This window comes from Stenotrophomonas sp. BR163 (genome assembly GCF_047520985.2).
In the GTDB taxonomy this organism is placed as follows: domain Bacteria; phylum Pseudomonadota; class Gammaproteobacteria; order Xanthomonadales; family Xanthomonadaceae; genus Stenotrophomonas; species Stenotrophomonas sepilia.
On the sequence record NZ_JAXBRE020000004.1, the window covers coordinates 202447 to 223470 of the forward strand.

Annotated in this window: 16 protein-coding genes; 14 read left to right on the forward strand and 2 right to left on the reverse strand. The window is 68.0% G+C overall.

Annotated features, from left to right (window positions below):
* Positions 1-55: 55 nt before the first annotated feature.
* Both ACM0PY_RS05175 and ACM0PY_RS05180 read left to right on the forward strand, forming a co-directional pair.
* The gene (locus ACM0PY_RS05175) at positions 56-1666 is read left to right on the forward strand and encodes a transglycosylase SLT domain-containing protein (RefSeq protein WP_180884585.1); all 1611 of its coding nucleotides are present in this window, start codon (positions 56-58) and stop codon (positions 1664-1666) included.
* A gap of 23 nt (positions 1667-1689) precedes the next feature.
* Positions 1690-2037 carry a ribonuclease E inhibitor RraB gene (locus ACM0PY_RS05180; protein WP_049414732.1) on the forward strand — a complete coding sequence of 116 codons (348 nt, stop codon included), beginning with the start codon at positions 1690-1692 and terminating at the stop codon, positions 2035-2037.
* Between the two features lie 109 nt (positions 2038-2146).
* Here ACM0PY_RS05180 and asd read toward each other — a convergent pair whose 3' ends face one another.
* Both asd and ACM0PY_RS05190 read right to left on the reverse strand, forming a co-directional pair.
* Positions 2147-2989: an archaetidylserine decarboxylase gene (gene asd, locus ACM0PY_RS05185; RefSeq protein ID WP_053501139.1), complete on the reverse strand. Its 843-nt coding sequence runs from the start codon at positions 2987-2989 to the stop codon at positions 2147-2149.
* Positions 2986-3636 (reverse strand): SCO family protein, encoded by a 651-nt coding sequence (locus ACM0PY_RS05190; protein ID WP_180884587.1) that lies wholly within the window; start codon positions 3634-3636, stop codon positions 2986-2988. The genes asd and ACM0PY_RS05190 overlap by 4 nt, the downstream gene beginning before the upstream one ends.
* 122 nt (positions 3637-3758) lie before the next feature.
* On the opposite strand from ACM0PY_RS05190, the gene prmB reads away from it, so the two are divergent.
* The 12 genes from prmB (at position 3759) to ACM0PY_RS05250 (ending at position 20993) form a co-directional block, all read left to right on the forward strand.
* Positions 3759-4688 carry a 50S ribosomal protein L3 N(5)-glutamine methyltransferase gene (gene prmB / locus ACM0PY_RS05195; protein WP_069139585.1) on the forward strand — a complete coding sequence of 310 codons (930 nt, stop codon included), beginning with the start codon at positions 3759-3761 and terminating at the stop codon, positions 4686-4688.
* Positions 4685-5788, forward strand: a complete 1104-nt coding sequence (gene aroC / locus ACM0PY_RS05200; RefSeq protein ID WP_180884589.1) for a chorismate synthase — start codon at positions 4685-4687, stop codon at positions 5786-5788. Before prmB ends, aroC begins: the two co-directional genes overlap by 4 nt.
* Positions 5781-6818 carry a 2-hydroxyacid dehydrogenase gene (locus tag ACM0PY_RS05205; RefSeq protein WP_134972665.1) on the forward strand — a complete coding sequence of 346 codons (1038 nt, stop codon included), beginning with the start codon at positions 5781-5783 and terminating at the stop codon, positions 6816-6818. Before aroC ends, ACM0PY_RS05205 begins: the two co-directional genes overlap by 8 nt.
* Positions 6819-6907: 89 nt before the next feature.
* The gene (locus ACM0PY_RS05210; protein WP_019660602.1) at positions 6908-7936 is read left to right on the forward strand and encodes an aspartate-semialdehyde dehydrogenase; all 1029 of its coding nucleotides are present in this window, start codon (positions 6908-6910) and stop codon (positions 7934-7936) included.
* Positions 7937-8084: 148 nt separating this feature from the next.
* Positions 8085-10112, forward strand: coding sequence for a FimV/HubP family polar landmark protein (locus ACM0PY_RS05215; RefSeq protein ID WP_180884591.1), 2028 nt, complete (start codon positions 8085-8087; stop codon positions 10110-10112).
* A 26-nt stretch (positions 10113-10138) separates the two neighbouring features.
* The gene (locus tag ACM0PY_RS05220; RefSeq protein WP_049414720.1) at positions 10139-10501 is read left to right on the forward strand and encodes a VOC family protein; all 363 of its coding nucleotides are present in this window, start codon (positions 10139-10141) and stop codon (positions 10499-10501) included.
* Positions 10502-10534: 33 nt separating this feature from the next.
* Positions 10535-11305: a tRNA pseudouridine(38-40) synthase TruA gene (truA, locus tag ACM0PY_RS05225; protein WP_065179161.1), complete on the forward strand. Its 771-nt coding sequence runs from the start codon at positions 10535-10537 to the stop codon at positions 11303-11305.
* A complete protein-coding gene (locus ACM0PY_RS05230) occupies positions 11302-11958 on the forward strand; it encodes a phosphoribosylanthranilate isomerase (protein WP_065179160.1) in 657 nt (218 codons plus the stop codon). Before truA ends, ACM0PY_RS05230 begins: the two co-directional genes overlap by 4 nt.
* A gap of 168 nt (positions 11959-12126) precedes the next feature.
* Entirely contained in the window at positions 12127-12801 is a 675-nt protein-coding gene (locus ACM0PY_RS05235; protein WP_065179159.1) for an OB-fold-containig protein, read from the forward strand.
* Complete coding sequence (locus tag ACM0PY_RS05240) at positions 12801-14819, forward strand: hypothetical protein (protein ID WP_005417967.1); 2019 nt, start codon at positions 12801-12803, stop codon at positions 14817-14819. Before ACM0PY_RS05235 ends, ACM0PY_RS05240 begins: the two co-directional genes overlap by 1 nt.
* An 82-nt stretch (positions 14820-14901) precedes the next feature.
* Entirely contained in the window at positions 14902-20289 is a 5388-nt protein-coding gene (locus tag ACM0PY_RS05245) for a DNA repair ATPase (protein WP_180884593.1), read from the forward strand.
* The gene (locus ACM0PY_RS05250) at positions 20286-20993 is read left to right on the forward strand and encodes a hypothetical protein (protein ID WP_111201689.1); all 708 of its coding nucleotides are present in this window, start codon (positions 20286-20288) and stop codon (positions 20991-20993) included. Before ACM0PY_RS05245 ends, ACM0PY_RS05250 begins: the two co-directional genes overlap by 4 nt.
* Positions 20994-21024: the final 31 nt, after the last annotated feature.

Below are 21024 nucleotides of genomic sequence, written 5' to 3' on the forward strand. Positions count from 1 at the left end.
CCGGACCTTGGCGGCGCCGCTACTCTGCCTGCCTGTTTTGCACACAGTGCCATCAATGCCCGTTCCTGTCCTGATTTCCCGCGGTTGGCCGCTGCTGGCCCTGGCCGGCCTGGTTTCCCTGGCACCCGACGCCCACGCACAGCGGGTTTCGGCCCGGGACAAGGTGAAGGTGGATGCGCTGCAGCAGCGCATGACCGCCGCCGAAAAGCGCTACGGCGATGCCCTGCTGCTGGTCGCCAATGCCGACCCCAAGGGCAGCAACGAGGCCGATGCCGCGCTGGAGGACATGGAAGATGTCCTCAACGACTGCGTGAAGCAGAAGGGCTGCCAGATGGGGACCCTGCTGGCCAGCTACAAGCGGCTGCTCAAGCACGACGCCGATGCCGCCGCCAGCGATGACGTGGCCGACGAGGGCGGTGATCGCCTGGAAGCCGACCCGGACCACATCGGGCCGCTCACCGCCGACGTGCCCGAGGCCGCGCGCGCTGCCGCGCTGCTGAACGACAAGCGGCACGCCTTCGACACGATGGTCGAGTACAACCCGGCGGTGCAGGCCGGCATCCGCCGCTGGCTGACCGACATGCGCCCGGCGCTGCTGACCAGCTACGAGAATTACCAGAACCTGCGCGCGGTGATGTGGCCGGAGTGGGAAAAGCGCGGCCTGCCCGAGGCGCTGCTGTTCGGGATCATGGCCAAGGAATCCAATGGCCGTGTGCATGCTTCCTCGCGTGCCGGCGCCGCCGGCCTGATGCAGTTCATGCCGGCCACCGGCCGCCGTTTCGGCCTGGGCCCGGACGGCACCGGCTTCGATACCCGCTTCGACGCGCGCAGCGCCGCCGAGGCCAGCGCCAGCTACCTCAACGAGCGCCTGCGCGAACTGAACAACAACGTGGAAATGTCGGTGGCCGCCTACAACGGTGGCGAAGGCCGTGCCGCACGCCTGTTCAAGCAGAGCGGTGGGCAGAGCTTCTGGACCGACAGCGTCTACAACCAGTTCCCGGGCGAGACCAAAGACTACGTGCCGATGGTGATCGCCGCGGCCTGGATCTTCCTGCACCCGCAGCAGTACGGCGTGGAGTTCCCGAAGATCAGCGCGCAGCCGGCCACGCTGCGCCTGGCCAAGTCGACCACCATCTACGAACTGACCATCTGCCTGGGCAGCCACGGCACCCGCGATGGCTACATGCGCGCGCTGCGCAACCTCAACCCGCGCTATGAGGCCGATGGCTGGATCCCGGCCGGCACGCTGATCAACGCCACCACCCGCATCGCCGGCCTGTACCAGCGCAACTGTGTCAGTGGTCCGCGTGCCGACCTCGCCCGCACGCTGATCACCGCTGATCTCAACGCGGCGATCAAGCGCCCGACCGCGGCGAGCTATACCGGCAGCGTGGCGGTGGGTGGTGTGGTGCCCGTGGCCGACGCGGCTGCATCCACCAGCGTGCCGACCGCACCGGTGGCTGCAGTGGCGGCACCGCGCCCGGCGCCGGCCGCCCGGCCGAAGCCGGCGCGCAGCCACAAGGTGGGTCGGGGGGAGACCCTGGGCGCCATCGCCGCGAAGTTCCAGTGCGACCTGCCGACCCTGGCCCGCGCCAACGGCCTGAAGGCGCCGGCCTACAGCCTGCGCCAGGGCCAGACGCTGAAGCTGCAGGGCTGCGACAAGTAATTCCCAAGACCACTGGAATCCGTATGGACCTCGAAGCCACCCGCAACCTGTTCGCCAACCTCCGCGAGAACACCGACTGGGACATCAACGGCCCGTTGCTGTGGGGGTATTTCTTCGTCCACGCCAGTGCCGAGCCGCTGCAGGCGCTGGCCCAGCACCTGCAGGCACAGGGCTACACCTTCGTGGAACTCTTCGAGCAGGAACCGGAAGAGGGCGACGCGCCGTTCCACGTGCTGCACGTGGAGCGCGTGGAAATCCACGACGAAGCCTCGCTGGACCGCCGCAACCAGGAATTCGCGGCGCTGGCCGCGGAGCACGGCGTGGAAGACTACGACGGCATGGACGTCGGCCCAGCACCGGTCCTGCAGTAATCCGCTTCTGACTGTAGAGCCGAGCCCGTGCTCGGCTCTACAGACCCGGTAGTGCCGGCCGCTGGCCGGCATTCCGTTGAATCCATCCACGCGTCGCGTGGATCTACGGTCAGCGCAGCTTTGCCAGGGCCTGGCCCAGCTGCACAGGGCTCTCGGCGCCCAGCTGCGGTGCGAATTCGGCCACGCCCGGCGGCAGCAGCACCACCACGGTCGAGCCGTAATTGAAGCGTGCCATCTCGGCGAAACGCTCCAGCTTGATGCCCTGGCCGCGGTAGTCCTTGCGGGTGATGCGATCGCCGTAGGCCGGGATCTCCTCGCCGCTCCACACGGTTTCCACGCCGGATACCAGCAGCGCGCCAACCATCACGCTGACCATCGGGCCGAAGCTGGTGTCGAAGTGGCAGACCAGGCGCTCGTTGCGGGCGAACAGGCGCGGCACCCCGTTGACGGCCGCAGGACCGACACTGAACAGGCGTCCTGGCACGTGCACGGTTTCACGCAGGGTGCCGGTCCACGGCATGTGCACGCGGTGGTAGTCGCGCGGCGACAGGTACACGGTGGCGTACAGACCGTCGTTGTACGGCTTGGCATCCTCGTCGCTGCCCAGCAGCTCGGCGGCGGTGAACGACTGGCCCTTGGCCTGGAAGATGCGGCCGGCCTCGATCTTCCCCAGCTGGCTGATGCGGCCGTCGGCCGGCATCACCAGGCTGCGCGGATCGGCATCGGCCACGCGCGCGCCCGGCTTCAGCGCGCGGGTGAAGAACTGGTTGAAGGTCGCATAGCTGCGCGGGTCCGGGTTGGCCGCTTCGTCCAGATTGACGTTGAACTTGCGGGTGACGGTGTCGATCAGCCAGCGCGACACGCGCGGATCGTCCGAGTACGCCAGCGAGCGTGCCATCGAGGACAGCAGGCGATGGGGCAGGGCGTACGTCAGGGCGGTGGTGAGGCTCATGGGGCGGTTTTCTCGGTCAGCTTCTGCAGGTCGCGGGCGATCGCCGGCGCATTGAACGGGGGGCGCACCAGGCCGGCAAGGCGGCCCTGCGGGTCGAGCACGGCCAGGCTGGCCGAATGCTCGACGGTGTAATCCTCGGGGTTTTCGTCGAAATGCTTGCCCGGCACTTTCTGGAACACGAAACCCAGCGAGGTGGCGAAGCGCTCCAGCGAGGGGATATCGGCGGTGGCGGCCAGGGTGTCCTTATGGAAGCCGTGCACGTACTCGCCCAGGCGGGTGGCGCTGTCGCGGTCCGGGTCGACCGAGATGAACAGCACGCGCGGGCGCAGGCCATCGGGCAGGGCCTCCCACTGGTTCTGCGCGCCGGCCAGCTCGGCCAGGGTGGTCGGGCAGACGTCCGGGCAGAAGGTGAAGCCCAGGAACACCAGGGTCCAGTGGCCCTTCAGTTCGCCCGGGATCAGGCGGGTGCCGTCGGACTGGGCCAGGTTGAAGTCGGGCAGTTCACGCGGCTGCGGGTACAGGGTGATCGCTTCGGTGGCCGGGGCATTGGTCGGCGGCTTCGGCGCGAACACCTGCTGGGCGGCCAGCAGGCCGAGCCCCGCGGCCAGGGCGATCAGCAGGATGATGCCGGCGTTGCGATTGAACATGGGGGCTCCCGCGCGAAATGGGCTCCATCATACCGGCTGTGGCCCGATCGTTTCCGCCGCAACGGATGCCGCCGCGGGCGCCAGCCCCTATAATCGGGGGCCACTTTGCCCGCAGTACCGCCATGACCGCTGAAACGGCCGCCGAACTCCACACGATCATCGATCTGATCCGCTACGGCACCAGCCGTTTCAACGAAGCCGGGCTGACCTTCGGGCACAGCTACGACAATGCGCTGGACGAGGCCACCCAACTGGTGCTGCACAGCCTGCACCTGCCGCACGACCTCGGCCCGGCCTACGGCCAGGCACGCCTGCTGCAGGCCGAAAAGCTGCGCGTGCTGGAACTGTTCCAGCGTCGCATCGACGAACGCATCCCCGCTGCCTACCTGACCGGTGAGGCCTGGTTCGCCGGCCTGAGCTTCAAGAGTGACACGCGCGCGCTGGTGCCGCGCTCGCCGATCGCCGAACTGATCGAATGTGGTTTCGAACCGTGGCTGGCCGGCCGCGATGTCAGCCGCGCGCTGGATCTTTGCACCGGTTCGGGCTGCATCGCCATCGCCATGGGCCACTACTACCCGAACTGGGAAGTGGACGGCGTCGACCTGAGTGACGACGCACTGTCGCTGGCCGAGGAGAACAAGGAGCGCCTGCAGGCGCACAACGTCACCCTGATCAAGTCGGACCTGTTCAATGGCCTGACCGGCCGCCACTACGACCTGATCGTCACCAACCCGCCGTACGTCACCAACGACGAGACTGATGCCCTGCCGCAGGAATATTCCTACGAGCCGGAAATGGGCCTGCGTGCCGGTGACGATGGCCTGGACCTGGTGCTGAAGATCCTGCGCGACGCCCCGCTGCACCTGAGCGAAGACGGTCTGCTGATCTGTGAAGTGGGTGAGTCCGAACAGCATCTGGTCAAGCTGCTGCCGGAAGTCGATTTTTCCTGGATCGAGTTCAAGGTTGGCCAGATGGGCATCTTTGCGGTCGAATGCCGCGAGCTGATCGCCCACAGCGCACGCATCACCGAACTGGCGGCGCAGCGCCCGTGAGCTCCAATTCGTTCGGCAAGCTGTTCACCGTCACCACGTTCGGCGAGTCGCACGGGCCGGCCATCGGCTGCGTGATCGATGGCTGCCCTCCGGGGCTGGCGCTGGACGCGGCCGAATTCGCCCACGACCTGCAGCGCCGTGCCACCGGCAAGAGCCGGCACACTTCCGCGCGGCGCGAGGCCGACGAGGTCGAGATCCTGTCCGGCGTATACGAGGACCTGACCACCGGCACCCCGATCGCGCTGCTGATCCGCAACACCGACCAGCGCAGCAAGGATTACGCCAACATCGGCCAGCAGTTCCGCCCGGGCCATGCCGACTACAGTTACTGGCACAAGTACGGCATCCGCGATCCGCGTGGCGGTGGCCGTTCCTCTGCACGCGAGACCACCATGCGCGTGGCCGCTGGCGTGGTCGCCAAGAAGTGGCTGGCCGAGCGTTTCGGCGTGACCGTGCGTGGCTACCTGTCGCAGCTGGGCGACATCACCCCGGCCGGTTTCGACTGGTCGGCGGTGGAAGACAATCCGTTCTTCTGGCCGCACGCCGCACAGGTACCGGAACTCGAGGCGTACATGGATGCGCTGCGCAAGTCCGGTGATTCGGTCGGTGCGCGCGTGGACGTGGTCGCCGACAACGTGCCGCCGGGCTGGGGTGAGCCGATCTACGGCAAGCTTGATGGCGAACTGGCCGCTGCGCTGATGAGCATCAATGCGGTGAAGGGCGTGGAGATCGGCGACGGATTCGCCAGCGCCGCGCAGAAGGGCACTGAACACCGCGACCTGCTGACCCCGCAAGGCTTCGCCAGCAACCATGCCGGCGGCATCCTCGGTGGCATCTCCACCGGCCAGCCGGTCGTTGCGTCGATCGCCCTGAAGCCGACGTCCAGCCTGCGTCTGCCGGGCCCGTCACTGGATACGGACGGCAACGTGGTCGAGGTGGTCACCACCGGCCGCCACGATCCCTGCGTCGGCATCCGCGCCACGCCCATCGCCGAAGCGATGGTGGCGCTGGTGCTGATGGATCAGGCGCTGCGTCATCGCGCGCAGTGCGGCGATGTCGGCACGATCACCCCGCGCATTCCCGGGCAGATCGATGGCTGACACGCGGCCGACCGTGTGGGTGAGCCAGCCGCTGATCGAGGCGGCCATCGCGCCGCTGCGCGATCGCGTGCAGCTGCGCAGCACCGACACCGTCACCGCCTGGTCGCCGGACCAGATCGCCGCACAGCTGGCCAGCGCCGACGGCGCGATCATCACCCTCAACGAGCGCATCGGTGCGGCGCAGGTGGCCGATGCCAAGCAGCTGCAGGTGATCGCCAATGTCGGCGTCGGCTACAACAACCTGGATGTCGACGCGCTCAGCGCGGCCGGCATCCTGGCCAGCAACACGCCGGACGTGTTGACCGAAACCACCGCCGATCTCGGTTTCGCGCTGCTGATGGCAACCGCGCGCCGGATCACCGAGTCCGAGCGCTGGCTGCGTGAAGGGCAGTGGCAGCAGTGGTCGTTCCAGACCATGCTGGGCGCGGATGTCCATGGCAGCACGCTGGGCATCCTTGGCATGGGCCGCATCGGCCAGGGCATCGCCCGCCGCGGCGCGCACGGTTTCGGCATGAAGGTGCTGTACCACAACCGTTCACGGTTGCCGGCCGACACCGAGGCGTCGCTTCGCGCGACCTACGTGGACCTGGATACACTGCTGGCACAGTCCGACCATCTGGTAACGGTGCTGCCCTACACGCCGGCCTCGCATCACATCATCGACGCAGCTGCGCTGGCGAAGATGAAGCCGACGGCAACCCTGGTGAACATCGCCCGCGGCGGCATCGTCGACGAACTGGCGCTGGCCGACGCACTGGCCAACGGCCACCTGGCGGCCGCTGGCCTGGATGTGTACGAGGGCGAGCCGAAGGTGCGCCCGGAGTTGCTGGCGCTGCGCAACGTGGTGCTCACGCCGCATATCGGCAGCGCCTCGCTGGCCACGCGCACGGCGATGGTACAGCTGGCCGTGGATAATCTGGCTGCCGGGCTCGGCCTGGATGGTGGCCCGTCGCGCATGCCGAGCGCGATCAACGCTGACGCGGCGATGGCCGCGCGCGTGATGCTGGGCAAAAAAACCGGGAAACGATAGGGAACCTCCGCGCGCCCCGCTTGAGGAGGTTCCCCGAACCCAGCTGTCGTGCGTGTTTTCCCCCATTCCCGTTTTCGTGAGAGTTCCCCATGAGCAATGCACAGCGCAGTTTCCACGTCGCCGTCGTCGGTGCCACCGGCGCCGTTGGCGAGACCATGTTGTCGATCCTGGCCGAGCGTGATTTCCCGGTCGGCACCCTGAGCGTCCTCGCCTCCGAGCGTTCGGCCGGTGGCGAGATTGAGTTCAACGGCCAGAAGGTCAAGGTGCAGGACCTGGCCACCTTCGATCCGACCGGTGTCGAGATCGCGCTGTTCTCGGCTGGCGGCAGCGTGTCCAAGGAATACGCACCGAAGTTCGCCGCCGCCGGTGCGGTGGTGATCGACAACTCCTCGGCCTTCCGTTACGACGATGACGTGCCGCTGGTGGTGTCCGAGGTCAACCCGGAACAGGTCGCCAACCGTCCGCGCGGCATCATCGCCAACCCGAACTGCTCGACCATGCAGATGCTGGTGGCGCTGGCGCCGCTGCACCGCAAGTACGGTATCGAGCGCATCAATGTGTCCACCTACCAGTCGGTGTCCGGCGGTGGCCGCTCGGCGATGGAGGAACTGGGCAAGCAGACCGGCCAGCTGCTCAGCTTCCAGGAGATCGATCCGCAGCGCTTCCCGGTGCAGATCGCCTTCAACCTGATCCCGCACATCGATGACTTCCAGGACAATGGCTTCACCAAGGAAGAGATGAAGCTGATCTGGGAGACCCGCAAGATCCTCGGCGACGACAGCATCCTGGTGAACCCGACCGCGGTGCGCGTGCCGGTGTTCTACGGCCACTCCGAGTCGGTGGCGATCGAGACCCGCGACAAGGTCACCGTCGCTGAAGCGCGCGCGCTGCTGGAGCAGTCGCCGGGCATCGAAGTGGTGGATCGTCACGAGGCCGGTGGTTACCCAACCCCGGTCACCCACGCCTCGGGCACCGACGCGGTGTACGTCGGCCGCATCCGCGAGGACCTGTCGCACCCGCGTGGCCTGAACCTGTGGATCGTGTCGGACAACGTGCGCAAGGGCGCTGCCCTGAACGCCGTGCAGCTGGCCGAGCTGGTCGCCGCCGAGCAGCGCTGATCACAGCGGTTGCCTCACCGGTAGTGCCGGCCGCTGGCCGGCATTGCCGTGATGTGTGGGCGTGCGTGTCTGCTGGCCAGCGGCCGGCGCTACCGAAGGTCCCCTCGGTGGGTGCGGACCCCGGTCCGCACGCTTTATAGTGTCGCCCATGAATAAACGGGCCAGGGGCGCGAAGCGCCCGCTCCTCTATCTTTCCACCGCGCTGCTGGCCCTGGCCAGCAGTTCGGCGCTTGCCCTGGGCTTGGGTGACATCCGTGTCCTGTCCAAGCCGGGCCAGCCCCTGCTGGCCGAAATCCCGGTAGTCTCGGCCGATCCATCCGAACTGGAGAACCTGCGCGTCGCGCTGGCCTCTGCGGTCACCTTCGAACGCGTCGGCCTGCAGCGGCCGGCCGGGCTGGTCAGCGAGCTGCAGTTCGAACTGACCCGCAATGCGCAGGGCAGGGCGGTGGTGCGGGTGACCTCGCAGACGCCGGTCGAAACCCCGTCGCTGAGCTTCCTGATCGAGGCCGACTGGGGCCAGGGCCGCCTGGTGCGCGAATACTCGGCACTGGTTGATGCGCCCTCGAGCGCACTGGCGGTGGCCGAACCGGAAATCGTCGCGCCGGCCGGTACCCTCTCCAACACCATCGTCCGTGACGTTGCACCGGCACCGGCCGCTGCGGAGAGCGCAAGCGCACCTGCGCCGTCCACTGCGGCAGCGCCGGCACCTGCATCGGCTCGCCCGCGTGCAGGGGCTGCACCCGCTGCCGCGCAGGCAGCCGATGGCAGCGTCATCGTCCAGCGTGGGCAGACCCTGTCGCAGATCGCCAGCGCGGTGGCCCGCGGCAACCAGGTCAGCCGCGACCGCGCGATGATCGCCCTGCTGCGGGCCAACCCGGAGGCCTTCATCCGCGGCAACGTCAACCTGCTCAAGCAAGGCGCCGTACTGCGCATGCCCGGCAGCGATGCACTGGCGGCGGTCGATGCCGCCGAGGCCGCAGCGCTGGTGCGCGAGCATGCAGCGCAGTGGCGGCAGGCGCGCACCGTGCCGCAACCGGCGGGTACCGTCGCCCCGATGGCCGCGGCGGCAACCACGAACGCTTCTTCCCCGGCCGCGGCCAATGGGGCACGACTTGAAATCGCTCCGGCGCTGGCTTCCGACGCCGCGCGCGCGGGCACAACCACCGGCACTGGAGCCGGCAGCGAGGGTGACATGCTGGGCAACGAACAACTGCGCCAGGCACGCGAGGACATCGCGACCCGCGATGCCGAGATTGGCGAGCTGAAGCAGCGCGTCGCCGACCTGGAAAAACTCAAGGAACAGCAGCAGTCGCTGATCGCGATGAAGGACAACGACCTGGCCGCCGCGCAGCAGCGACTGGCGCAGGCACCGGATACCCGCGATGCGGCAACGCCGTGGTACTGGCTGGGGCTGCCGGTGCTGCTGCTGGCGGCCGGTGCAGCCTGGCTGCTGCGTCGTCGCAAGCCATCGCCGCTGCCGCCGCTGCGCGACGAAGACGATGCCGCCGGCCTGACCGCTGCGGTACCGGCGGGCGCGGCGCTGGATACGCTGGCCGAGCAGTCCTCGTGGTCGTCGGCGGTGCCCGAAGCGGGCCGCCAGGAGCCGGCGATGCCGGCCTGGGCGAGCGAAACCGGGGGGCAGGATGACGTGGCTGCCGAACCGGTCGCCGACGTCGCCGCCCAGGCTGACTGGCAGGCGCAGACGCTGCGCGATGACGAAGTGATGGAGCTGCCCGAGGCAGTGACCGACCTGCCGCGCTGGGACGAGCCGGTGGCCACGCAGGAGGATTCCGCGCCGGCCGCCGCCGCGCAGGATGAGCCGCTCGCGCAGGCGGCCCCTGGCGAGGTGGCAGTGCCGGACTACGCGCTGCACGCCGAACAGCAGCCGCAGTTCCGCGGCGTGTTCGACCTGCCGGCCGAGCACCATGACGGCGAGGCTTCGGGCGCAGCGCCGCATGACGCGCTGGCCGCGGCGGCGCATGAAGACGGTACTGCGCCGCCGGCCAGCGATGCCGGCTGGGCGCCGCGCGCCGGGCAGGAACGCCTTGAGCTGGCCATCGCCTACCTCGACCTGGGCGATGCCCAGACCGCGCGTACGTTGCTGCAGGAAGTGGCCGAGGGCGGCGACCTGCACTGCCAGGCCCAGGCCCGCGAACTGCTGGCCCGCCTGCCGTGATCGACCCTGCCGACAAGGACCGTGCCATGAGCCGCGAGCGCCGCATCGACTACGTTGAATTCGCTTCCACGGATCCTGCAGCCAGCCGCGCCTTCTTCGAGAAGGCGTTCGGCTGGTCGTTCGTAGACTATGGCAGCGACTACACCGCGTTCGACGACGGCCGCCTGCAGGGCGGCTTCTTCCGCGGCCAGCCGCTGCGTGCCAGCGATGCCGGTGCCCCGCTGCTGGTGCTGTACGCTGACCAGCTGGCACCGATCGAAGCAGCGGTGCTTGACGCTGGCGGTGAGATCGTGAGGCCGGTGTTTTCCTTCCCCGGCGGCAGCCGTTTCCAGTTCGTCGAGCCTGGTGGCAACGAACTGGCGGTGTGGTCCGAACGCGATCCGGCCTGAGCGCCGCCCCTCCCGCAACATCTGAGGTAGCACATGCGTTACGCGCTTGGCGTCGAGTACGACGGCAGCGATTTCAGGGGCTGGCAGAACCTGGGCGAGGGTGGCCCGAGCGTGCAGGCCAGCCTTGAGCAGGCCCTGTCGTCGGTGGCCGATGCGCCGCTGCAGGTGGTCTGTGCTGGCCGCACCGATGCCGGCGTGCACGGCCAGTGCCAGGTCGTGCATTTCGATACCGACGTGCTGCGCGATCCGCGCGCGTGGATGCTGGGCACTACCACCCGCCTGCCGCGCTCGATCGCAGTGCGCTGGTGCGTGCCGGTGGCCGAGGATTTCCACGCGCGTTTCTCCGCGCGCGCACGCCGCTACCGCTACCGCCTGCTCAACCGCGAAGTGCGGCCCGCGCTGGACCGGCAGACCTTGAGCTGGGAGCGCCGCGCGCTGGACGAGACCCTGATGCACGCCGCCGGCCAGGCCCTGCTCGGTGAGAACGACTTCAGCGCGTTCCGTTCGGTGCAGTGCCAGGCGCTGCACGCCCGGCGTGAGCTGCAGTCACTGCAGGTCAGCCGCCAGGGCGAGGTGATCGAGGTCGCCGTGCAGGGCAATGCATTCCTTCATCACATGGTCCGCAATATCGTCGGATCGCTGATCCTGGTGGGCAGTGGCGAGAAGCCGGTGGAATGGATCGCCGAACTGCTGGCCGGGCGCGATCGCACCGTAGCCGGTCCCACCGCACCGCCGCAGGGCCTGGTGTTCCTTGGGCCCCTGTACCCCGACAACTGGCACCTGCCCGCCGAGGTCACGCTATGAGCCGTTCCTACTACCGCACACGCATCAAGTTCTGTGGCATGACCCGGGCCGGCGACGTCCGCCTGGCCGGTGAGCTGGGCGTGGACGCGGTGGGTTTCATCTTCGCCCGTGAAAGCAGCCGCCGGGTCGCTCCGGCCGAGGCACGCGCGATGCGCCAGGCGATCGCGCCCATGGTCGACGTGGTGGCGCTGTTCCGCAACAACAGCAAGGAAGAAGTGCGCGAGGTGCTGCGCACGGTACGACCGACCCTGCTGCAGTTCCACGGCGAGGAAGACGAGAGCTTCTGCCGCAGCTTCAACATGCCGTACCTGAAGGCGATCGCCATGGGCGGCCGTGAAGAGATCAACGCCCGCACCCTGCAGCTGCGCTATCCCAGCGCCGCCGGCTTCCTGTTCGACAGCCACGCGCCGGGCGGCGGTGGCGGCACCGGCGTGGCCTTCGATTGGGGCCGCATTCCGACCGGCCTGCATCGCCCGTTCCTGCTGGCCGGTGGCCTGAACCCGGAAAACGTCTACGACGCGGTGCTGGGTACCCTGCCGTGGGGCGTGGATGTCTCCAGTGGCATCGAACTGGAGCCGGGCATCAAGGACGGCGATAAGATGCGCACCTTCGTCGAGGAAGTGCGCCGCGCCGATTGCACGGTTCTTGAGTGATTGGCGTCACTATTTGCCGTGATTTGGACCTGGATTTGAGCCTGCACGCATTCTTCACATAGGATGGACCCAAGCGCGCCTGCCATGAGGGTCGGCGCGGGGATCGACGGGACGTGCATGGCGCGTCCCGAACGGGCGGCCGCCGCCCACAGCCCAGGAAGGCAAGCGATGCAGGAGTTCCTCACCGTCGTGTTCGGTTTCCCGACCCTGCCGTACAGCATCGTGCTGGCGGTGGCGGTGCTGTATTGGGCACTGGCGGCCTTCGGCCTGGTCGACGACGGGTTTGGCGATGCCGGCGCCGATGGGGCACTGCATGGCGACCCACATGAGCTGCAGGGACTGTCCGCGCTGCTGGCGCGCTGGGGCCTGGGTGGGGTTCCCCTCATGCTTGTGGTGACGCTGCTGGGTTTCTTCGCCTGGATCGTCACCTATTTCGTCCATCTGTTCGTGCTGTTGCCGCTGCCGGACCTGCTGCGCTGGGCCATCGGTGCGGTCGTGGCCCTTCTGGCGCCGTTGCCGGCGGTGCCGTTCACCGCGCTGCTGCTGCGCCCCGTCCGCAGGTTCCTGCTGCGCCTGCGCCCGGTGGCGCAGGCCTCGCTGCTGGGGCGTACCGGCGTGGTTGCCTCGCCGAAGGTGGATGCCCGCAGCGGTCACGCCACCTTCGACGATGGCGGCGCCGGACTGGTGCTGCAGGTGCGCAGCGAGATCGAACTGCAGCGTGGCGAGCGCATCGTGCTGGTCGAACACGTGGCTGATCAACACCATTACCGGGTGGTCCGCGCCGACGCGGTCGCCCTCGACTTCCAGGACAACCTGCTTCCGGGCAACAAGGAGAATCACTGATGACGTTGGCAACCATGGCCCCCTTCCTGATCGGCGTAGCCGTGCTGCTGGTCGCACTGCTCGGCCTGGCCGGCCTGTTCAAGGCCTTCTACCGCAAGGTCGACCAGGGCGTGGCCCTGATCGTCAACGACATGAGCTCCACGCCCAAGGTGCACTTCACCGGTGCGCTGATCATCCCGGTGCTGTACCGCGCCGAGCTGATGCGGATCAGCCTGATCACGCTGCAGATCGACCGCCGCGGCAAGGAAGGCCTGATCTGCCGCGACAACATGCGTGCCGATATCGCCGTGGCGTTCTACCTGCGGGTCAACGAGACCCAGGCCGACGTGCTGCGGGTGGCCAAGGCCATCGGTGCCGACCGTGCATCGGACAAGCATGCCGTCGACGAGCTGTTCAACGCCAAGTTCTCCGAAGCGCTGAAGACGGTCGGCAAGAAGTTCGACTTCACCGAACTGTTCGAGAAGCGCCAGGAGTTCCGCGACGAGATCATCGCGGTGATCGGCAATGATCTGAACGGCTATGTCCTTGAGGACGTGGCGATCGACTACCTGGAGCAGACCCCGAAATCGCTGCTGGACCAGTTCAACATTCTCGATGCGCAGGGCATCCGCAAGATCACCGAATTGACCGCCGCGCAGAACGTGGTGACCAACGAGCTGGAGCAGAACGAGAAGCTCGCCATCACCAAGAAGAACGTGGAAGCGCGCGAAGCGCTGCTGGCCCTGGAACGCCAGCAGGCCGAAGCCGAAGCGCGGCAGAAGCGTGAGATCGAGACCATCCGCGCACGCGAGGAGGCCGAGACCGCCAAGGTGCAGGAGGAGCAGCGCCAGTTGTCCGAGAACGCCCGCATCGAAGCGCAGCAGCTGATCGAGATCCGCGACCAGAACCGCCTGCGCGAAGTGGAAGTGGCCGAGCAGAACCGCCAGCGTGCCGTGGCCATCGAGGCCGAGCGCGTGGAGCGCGCACGCCAGCTGGAGCAGGTCACCACCGATCGTGAAGTGCAGCTGCAGGGCGTGGAGCGTGACAAGGTGGTCGAGCAGGGCAAGATGGACGTGGCCAACATCACCCGTGAACGCATCTCCATCGACAAGACCGTGGCGCAGGAAGAGGAGCGCATCAAGGAAGTGCGCGAAGTCTCCGAGGCCGACCGCCAGAAGCAGGTGCTGATCCTGGAAGCCGAGGCCAAGGCGCAGGAAGCGCTGGTGCGCGAAGTCAAGGAAGCGCAGGCGCGCGAGACCGCTTCAAAGCATCGCGCGGTGGAACTGACCACGCTGGCCCAGGCCGAGCATGAAGCGGCCGGCAAGCAGGCCGAAGCCAAGCGCCTGTTGGCCGATGCTCTGCGTGCCGAACAGGCAGCGCCGGGCCTGGCCGAAGCGCAGGTGCGTGAAGCTTCGGCGCTGGCCATCGAGAAGGTCGGCATTGCCGAAGCGCGCGTGATCGAAGCCAAGGCCGAAGCCAGCCTGAAGCAGGGCAGCAACGAAGCCCGCGTTCTGGCCGAGACCCTGCAGGCGCAGGCGCAGGGTGAGGAAAAGATGGGCCTGGCCCGTGCCACCGCCACCGAGTCGCTGGGCAATGCCGAAGCCGGCGTGGTGCAGAAGAAGCTGCTGGCCGAGGCCGAGGGCCTGGTGCGCAAGTTCGAAGCCATCGCCTCGCTGAGTGACCAGGCACGTGGCCATGAAGAGTTCCGCATGATGCTGGACAACAGCCTGAAGCAGGCGCTGGCCTCGATCGAAGCCGGCAAGGAAGTCTCGCGCGAGAACGCCAATGTCATCGCCAGCGCGTTGCGCAACGCCGATATCGACCTGGTCGGCGGCGACGGCGGCATGTTCGAGAACCTGGTCAAGGCGGTGTCGCTGGGCAAGTCGATCGAAGGCTTCGCCGGCAAGAGCCCGATCGTGCAGGAGCTGATGCAGCGCTACCTGGGCGTGGCCGTGGCCGAACCGGCGCCGCGCCAGATCGCCGAGGATGCTGAAGCGGTACCGACCGTGTCGGCTACCGTGGTCGACAGCGCCCGTTGATGCATCGGGCGATGGCCGCCGCCATCGCCCGCCCGCGCCGGCCGCAACCGCGGCCGTCCGCCCGTGAGCCGGAAACCTGCTGATGTCTGAAACCCATCCGTCCGCCGAATCCACTGCGCCGGAGGCCGGCGGCAGCACCGTCGACCAGGCTGTCGCCCAGGGCGGCGCCTACGAAGTCCTGCGCCGCCGCCTGGCCGAGCAGGGCCAGCGCCTGCAGGGCCTGGCCGAAACACTCAACCGCCAGCGCCTGGCCGAGTTCGGCGACAGCCGCCTGGAGGTGGTCGGGCGCTTCCGCATCCGCAGCGACAACAACTGCGTCGGCCGTGACATCGTGCAGGTGGGCCCGGACCGCCTGCTGTTCGGCTACAACGTGTTCATCGGGTTGAAGACCCAGACCCGCATCGAGGATGTGTTCGGCCTGTACCGGCTGGTGCAGGGCAGCGATGGCTACGACGTCGCTGCCTTGGAGCTGAAGGGCAGCTTTCTCGACCAGCCCGGCTTCGTGCACGATTTCAACGAGCTGTATGCCTACTACAAGCACGCGCGCCTGCTGCAGCTGATCGTGGTTGGCGACAAGCTGCTGGCCTCGTTCCAGATCGGCGAGCGCAGCAGCGACGTGCGCGTGTTCCGCTGGGCGCTGTCGCGCGAGGGCGAGCTGACCTACCTGGATGCGCGCGGTGAGCGCGATATCGCACTGCCGCCACCGTTCGACTTCGAATGGACCCGGGCGACCCGCGACCTGGCGGTCAACGGCCGCCATTCGCACCTGAACATCCTCGACACCCTGTTCGTGGAGACCACCGGCGGCGACCTCACCATAAAGGTCGAAAACAACACCGAAACCGGACAGGGCATCTACAGCGAACCCGTGGAGGACAGCACGCAGTCGCTGGACGACGCCCATTTCGAGTTCGCCCGGGTCGGCTCGCTGGTATTGCTGAAGGTGCTGCCGTACCGCGAGACCGAATGGCGCGGCCTGATCTACAACACGCTGACCGGCGGCATCGTGCGCAATGATGCGATCGTGCAGGCCTGCGTGCAGCTACCCGAAGACCATGGCGTGATCTTCCCGGGTGGCTATTACCTGCAGGGCGGCGAGCACAAGGCGTTTGATGCCTCGATGGCCGGCATGCAGTTCAAGCGCAGCATCCGTTCGCCAAACGGCGAGGACGTGCTGTACATCTTCTACGAGCGCGAAGGCGGGCGCTCGGCGCTGTTCGTCTACAACACCATCCAGCGCGTGCTGCAGAACCCGGTGTTCGGCCATGGCTACGCCTTGATGCAGGACGGGCGCATGGTGCTGTTCCATGCCGAGGGCAGCGAACCGACCCGCATCCATCCGATGCAGGTCTGGCAGACGCCGTTCAGCAGTGACGAGTTCGCCGCCAACCGGCCGCCCGGCAACACGTTCATGGGCCGCATCGGCAACGCCGAGCTGGTGCGCGGCATTTCCAACCTGTTCAACCTGGCGCGCGAGATCGATGGCCAGGACGTGTCGGTACAGCGCTACCAGCGCCTGGTGGCCGATACGCGGCGTCTGTTCGATGCGCACCACTGGCTGGGTGACGCGGCCTGCGATGGCGCCGAGGCGCTGCTGCGGCAGATCAGCGCGACCGGCGAATCGGTGCTGGACGAGTACGAGAAGGTGCAGTCGATCCGTCAGCAATCGGCGCAGGCGATGCTGGAGGCCGAGGCCGCGCACAAGGCGCTGCTGGGCCGGCTGCAACCGCAGAACTGGAGCGAGGTGCAGGCCTTCGTCGAGGCCCTCAACGCGATCACCGCATTGCGCGGGCGGCTGCTGACCCTCCGCGAGCTGCGCTACATCGACACCGCGCGCATCGAGGCGATGACCGTCGAACTGGTGGAGGCACAGGACCGTGTTGGCGCCGCCACCGGAGACTTCCTCGCGGGCGAGGAAGCGCTGGCGCCGCTGGCCACGCGCCTGCAGGCGCTGGATGACGCCGCGCAGCAGGCCCAGACGGCGCGCCAGCTGGACGAGCAGTTGGAAGGCCTGCGTGGCATGGCGTCCGACCTGGACATGCTGTCCGAGCTGATGGCCGGCCTGAAGGTGGACGATGCCACTGCCCGCACCCGCGTGGTCGAGTCGATCTCGGTGCTGTACGGTCGCCTCAACCAGGCGCGCGCGCGTGCTGACCAGCGCCGCAGGTCACTCGGTTCGGCCGAGGCCGTGGCGCAGTTCGCCGCCCAGTTCGCGCTGTTCTCGCAGTCGATCACCAGCGCGCTGGCGCTGTCCACCGACCCCGAACGTGCCGACGAGCAGTTGTCACGCCTGCTGGTGCAGCTGGAGGAACTGGAGAGCCAGTTCGGCGAACACGAGCAGTTCCTCGGCGACATCCTGAGCAAGCGCGAAGAGCTGGTCGAGGCCTTCGAAACGCGCAAGCAGGCGTTGCTGGATGACCGCCAGCGCAAGGCGCGTTCGGTACTGGATGCGGCCAATCGGATCCTCGACGGCCTGGCCAGGCGCACCGAGCGCTTCGCCACCGCCGATGAGCTCAACGCGTTCTTTGCCGGTGATCCGCTGATCCTCAAGCTGCGTGAGCTGGCCGAGCGCCTGCGCGCGCTGCACGACAACGTCAAGGCCGACGACATCGAGGCGCGGCTGAAAGGCGTGCGTGACCAGGCGGTGCGCCAGCTGCGCGACCGCAGTGACCTGTACGAAGCCGGCGGCAACGTGGTGCGGCTGGGCCCGCGCCATCGCTTCAGCGTCAATACGCAGGCACTGGACCTGACCCTGTTGCCGCGTGGCGACACGTTGGCCATCCATCTGACCGGCACCGACTTCCTGGAGACCCTGCACGATCCGGAGCTGGACGCACTCAAGCCGTTCTGGCCGGTCACCCTCGACTCGGAATCGCCCACGCTGTATCGCGGCGAGTATCTGGCCGGCAGCCTGCTGCTGGCCGCGCAGGAGGGGCGCGATGGCCTCGATCTGGCTGCGCTGCAGCACGACGTCGCCAACCCGGAAGCGCTGGATCAGCGTGTGCGTGCGTTCGCCGCACCACGCTATCGCGAAGGCTACGAGCGCGGCATCCATGACCACGATGCGGCACTGATCCTGCGTGCGCTACTGCCCTTGCAGCAGGCGGCCGGCAGCCTGCGCCATGCACCGCGGGTGCGTGCGCTGGCGTTGCTGTTCTGGGCCGCCGAGCAGCGGCGCGAAGCGGTGGCGCAATGGCCGGCGCGGCAGGTGGGCGCCGAGGCGCTGGCACGCCTGCTGGGGTCCGACGAAGGGCGTCTGGCGTTGCGCACAGAAATGGCCGAGGCGCTGCTGGCGTATGCGCAGTCCCACGCGTTGCCGTTCGATGCCGATGCCGCGGAGGCTGCATCCGCCTATCTGGGCGAAGAACTGGCGGCGGGCGATCCGGTGTTCAGCAGCAGCCGCCACGCGGTGGCGCTGCTGGAGGCATTGGCCCAGCAGCTGGAGCAGGCGGGGCAGCGTGAGGCGGTCGAGCGTGCCCTGCAGCGCGGCCAGGATCCGCTGGCTACGCGTTGGTCATTGGCTGGGCAGTGGCTGCGCGCAGTGGCGCGGATGCCGGCGCATGCCCAACATGCCGGCTATGTCGACGAAGCCGCCGCGTTGCTGCTGGTGCAGCGCCAGTTGCGCACCCGTACCAGCGATGCCGCACTGCAGGCGGAGGTCAATGGCCTGCTGGGTGAACACGCACGCATCAGCAATGGCACGCTGGTGGTATCGCTGGATGATTTCCTCGCGCGCCTGCAGCAGCACCTGCGTCATTTCGTGCCAGCGTTCCATGCCTACCAGGCGCTGCGCCAGGGCATCATCGGTCGCGAGCGCGAGACCCTGCGGCTTTCCGAGTTCAAGGCGCGGCCGCTGTCCTCGTTCGTACGCAACAAGTTGATCAACGATGTCTACCTGGGCGTGATCGGTGACAACCTGGCCAAGCAGATGGGCACGGTCGGCGAGAACAAGCGCAGCGATCTGATGGGCCTGCTGATGATGATTTCGCCCCCGGGCTATGGCAAGACCACGCTGATGGAATACGTGGCGCACCGGCTGGGCCTGGTCTTCATGAAGATCAACGGCCCGGCGCTGGGCCACGAGGTGCGCTCGCTGGACCCGGCCCAGGCACCGGACGCGACCTCGCGGCAGGAGCTGGAGAAGCTCAACCTGGCGCTGGAAATGGGCAACAACACCATGCTGTATGTGGACGACATCCAGCACACCCATCCCGAGTTCCTGCAGAAGTTCATCTCGCTGTGCGATGGCACCCGCCGTATCGAGGGCGTGTGGCGCGGTCGCACACGCACCTACGACATGCGCGGCAAGAAGTTCTGCGTGGTGATGGCCGGCAACCCGTACACCGAGTCCGGCGAGGTGTTCAAGATTCCGGACATGCTGGCCAACCGTGCCGACATCTACAACCTCGGTGACGTGCTGGGTGGCATGGAGGCCGCCTTCACCCTCAGCTACATCGAGAACAGCCTGACCTCCAATCCGGTGCTGGCGCCGCTGGCCACGCGCGACATGGCCGACCTGTATGTGCTGGTGGACCGCGCGATGGGCAAGGAGGTCTCGACCAACGGCCTCAGCCACGCCTACAGCAGCGCGGAGATCAACGAGATCACCGCCACCCTGCAGCGCATGCTGCGTGTGCGCGACGTGGTCTACCGGGTCAACCAGCAGTACATCGCCAGTGCCGCACAGGACGACCGTTACCGCACCGAGCCGCCGTTCCGCCTGCAGGGCAGCTACCGCAACATGAACAAGCTGGCCGAGAAGATCTCCCCGGTGATGAACGAGGACGAACTGCAGCAGTTGATCTCCGACCACTACCTGGGCGAGGCGCAGCTGCTGACCACCGGTGCCGAAGAGAACCTGTTGAAGCTGGCCGAACTGCGCGGCGTACTGGATGACACGCAGGCGCAGCGCTGGGCACAGATCAAGCGCGACTTCCTGCGCAACAAGGCCATGGGGGCCGACGACAGCGATGTCGGCGGGCGCGTGGTGGCGCAGCTGGCCGATATCGCCACCGCGCTGCAGCTGCCACCGCCCGCGCCGGAAGCGATCGCCGTTGCGGACCCGGCGCCGTGGCCGGCGCTGCTGGAGGCCCTGCATCGCCTTTCAGAGGCGCGTCCGGCCGCTGCGCCGGCGCCGGTCGCGGCAGCCCCCGGCGTGCCGGCCATGGCCTTGGCCGAAGACCTGCAGGCGGGCCTGGCGCCGCTGGTGGAGCTGCTGGCGGCATCGCAGGCGCAGCAGGTGCAGGTGTCGCAGACCCTGGCCGCGTTCGCCGGCTGGGCGCGACAGCAGGTCGAGCGGGGCACGCCGAGCGCTGTGGTGGCGCAGCGCGCGCGCGTGCGCCGCGCCGCGACGCCGGAGGAGCGGGCGCTGGATGAGGCGCTGATGCGCCACTTCTACGGCGAGTCATTGCCACCGGAAGACGGCGATGGCATGCCGGCATCCACGCCGAAGCCGCCGCCGCTGCCGTGACCACGCGCGTGCCACTGCCGCCACCGATGCTGCCGGATACGGTCGATGTCGCTGCGCTGGCCGACTATGGTGCGCCGTTGCTGCAGGCGCTGGCGCGGCGCGAAACGCCGTTGCCACCGGGTGCGGGCGAGCGCCTGGTGGCTGCGCTTGCGCGCATCGCGCTGGCCCTGCAGGCCGGCAACCCGGCGCAGATCCGGCAGCAGGAAGGCTGGTGGGGACGGCTGCTGGGGCGCGATGTCGCTCGCGAAGCAGAAGGGCACGCGCTGCAGTCGCAGCTGGGCGTACTGGCCCTGCAGGCGCGTGAGCAGGCCCAGCACCTGCAGCAGCACATGCATCTGCGGGCCATGGCCATCGTTGAGCATTCCGCGGCGGCCGCGGCGCTGGACGGCTGGGCCGAACTGGCTGCGTCGCGGCTGACGACGCTGGATATCGCCGGTCAGGCCGCGCTGTCGCACCGGCTGGACCATCTTCGCCGGCTGGCCTCGCTGCGCCGCCTGGAAGCCGGCCAATGGCAGCTGCTGCAGGACCAGGACAACATGCTGCTGCAACGCTTCGCGCGCATCCATGACGTGCTGCTGCCAGCCTGGCGGCAGGCTGCACTGGCGGGCCAGGCCGCTGCGGGCGCTGCGTTGGCCGGCAAGGCTGCCACGTTGCACGCACAGATCGATGACGAGGTGGCCGCGGCTCAGGCTAGACTGCCTTGAGCCGGCCGCCGCTGCCGCTTACCCAACTGCA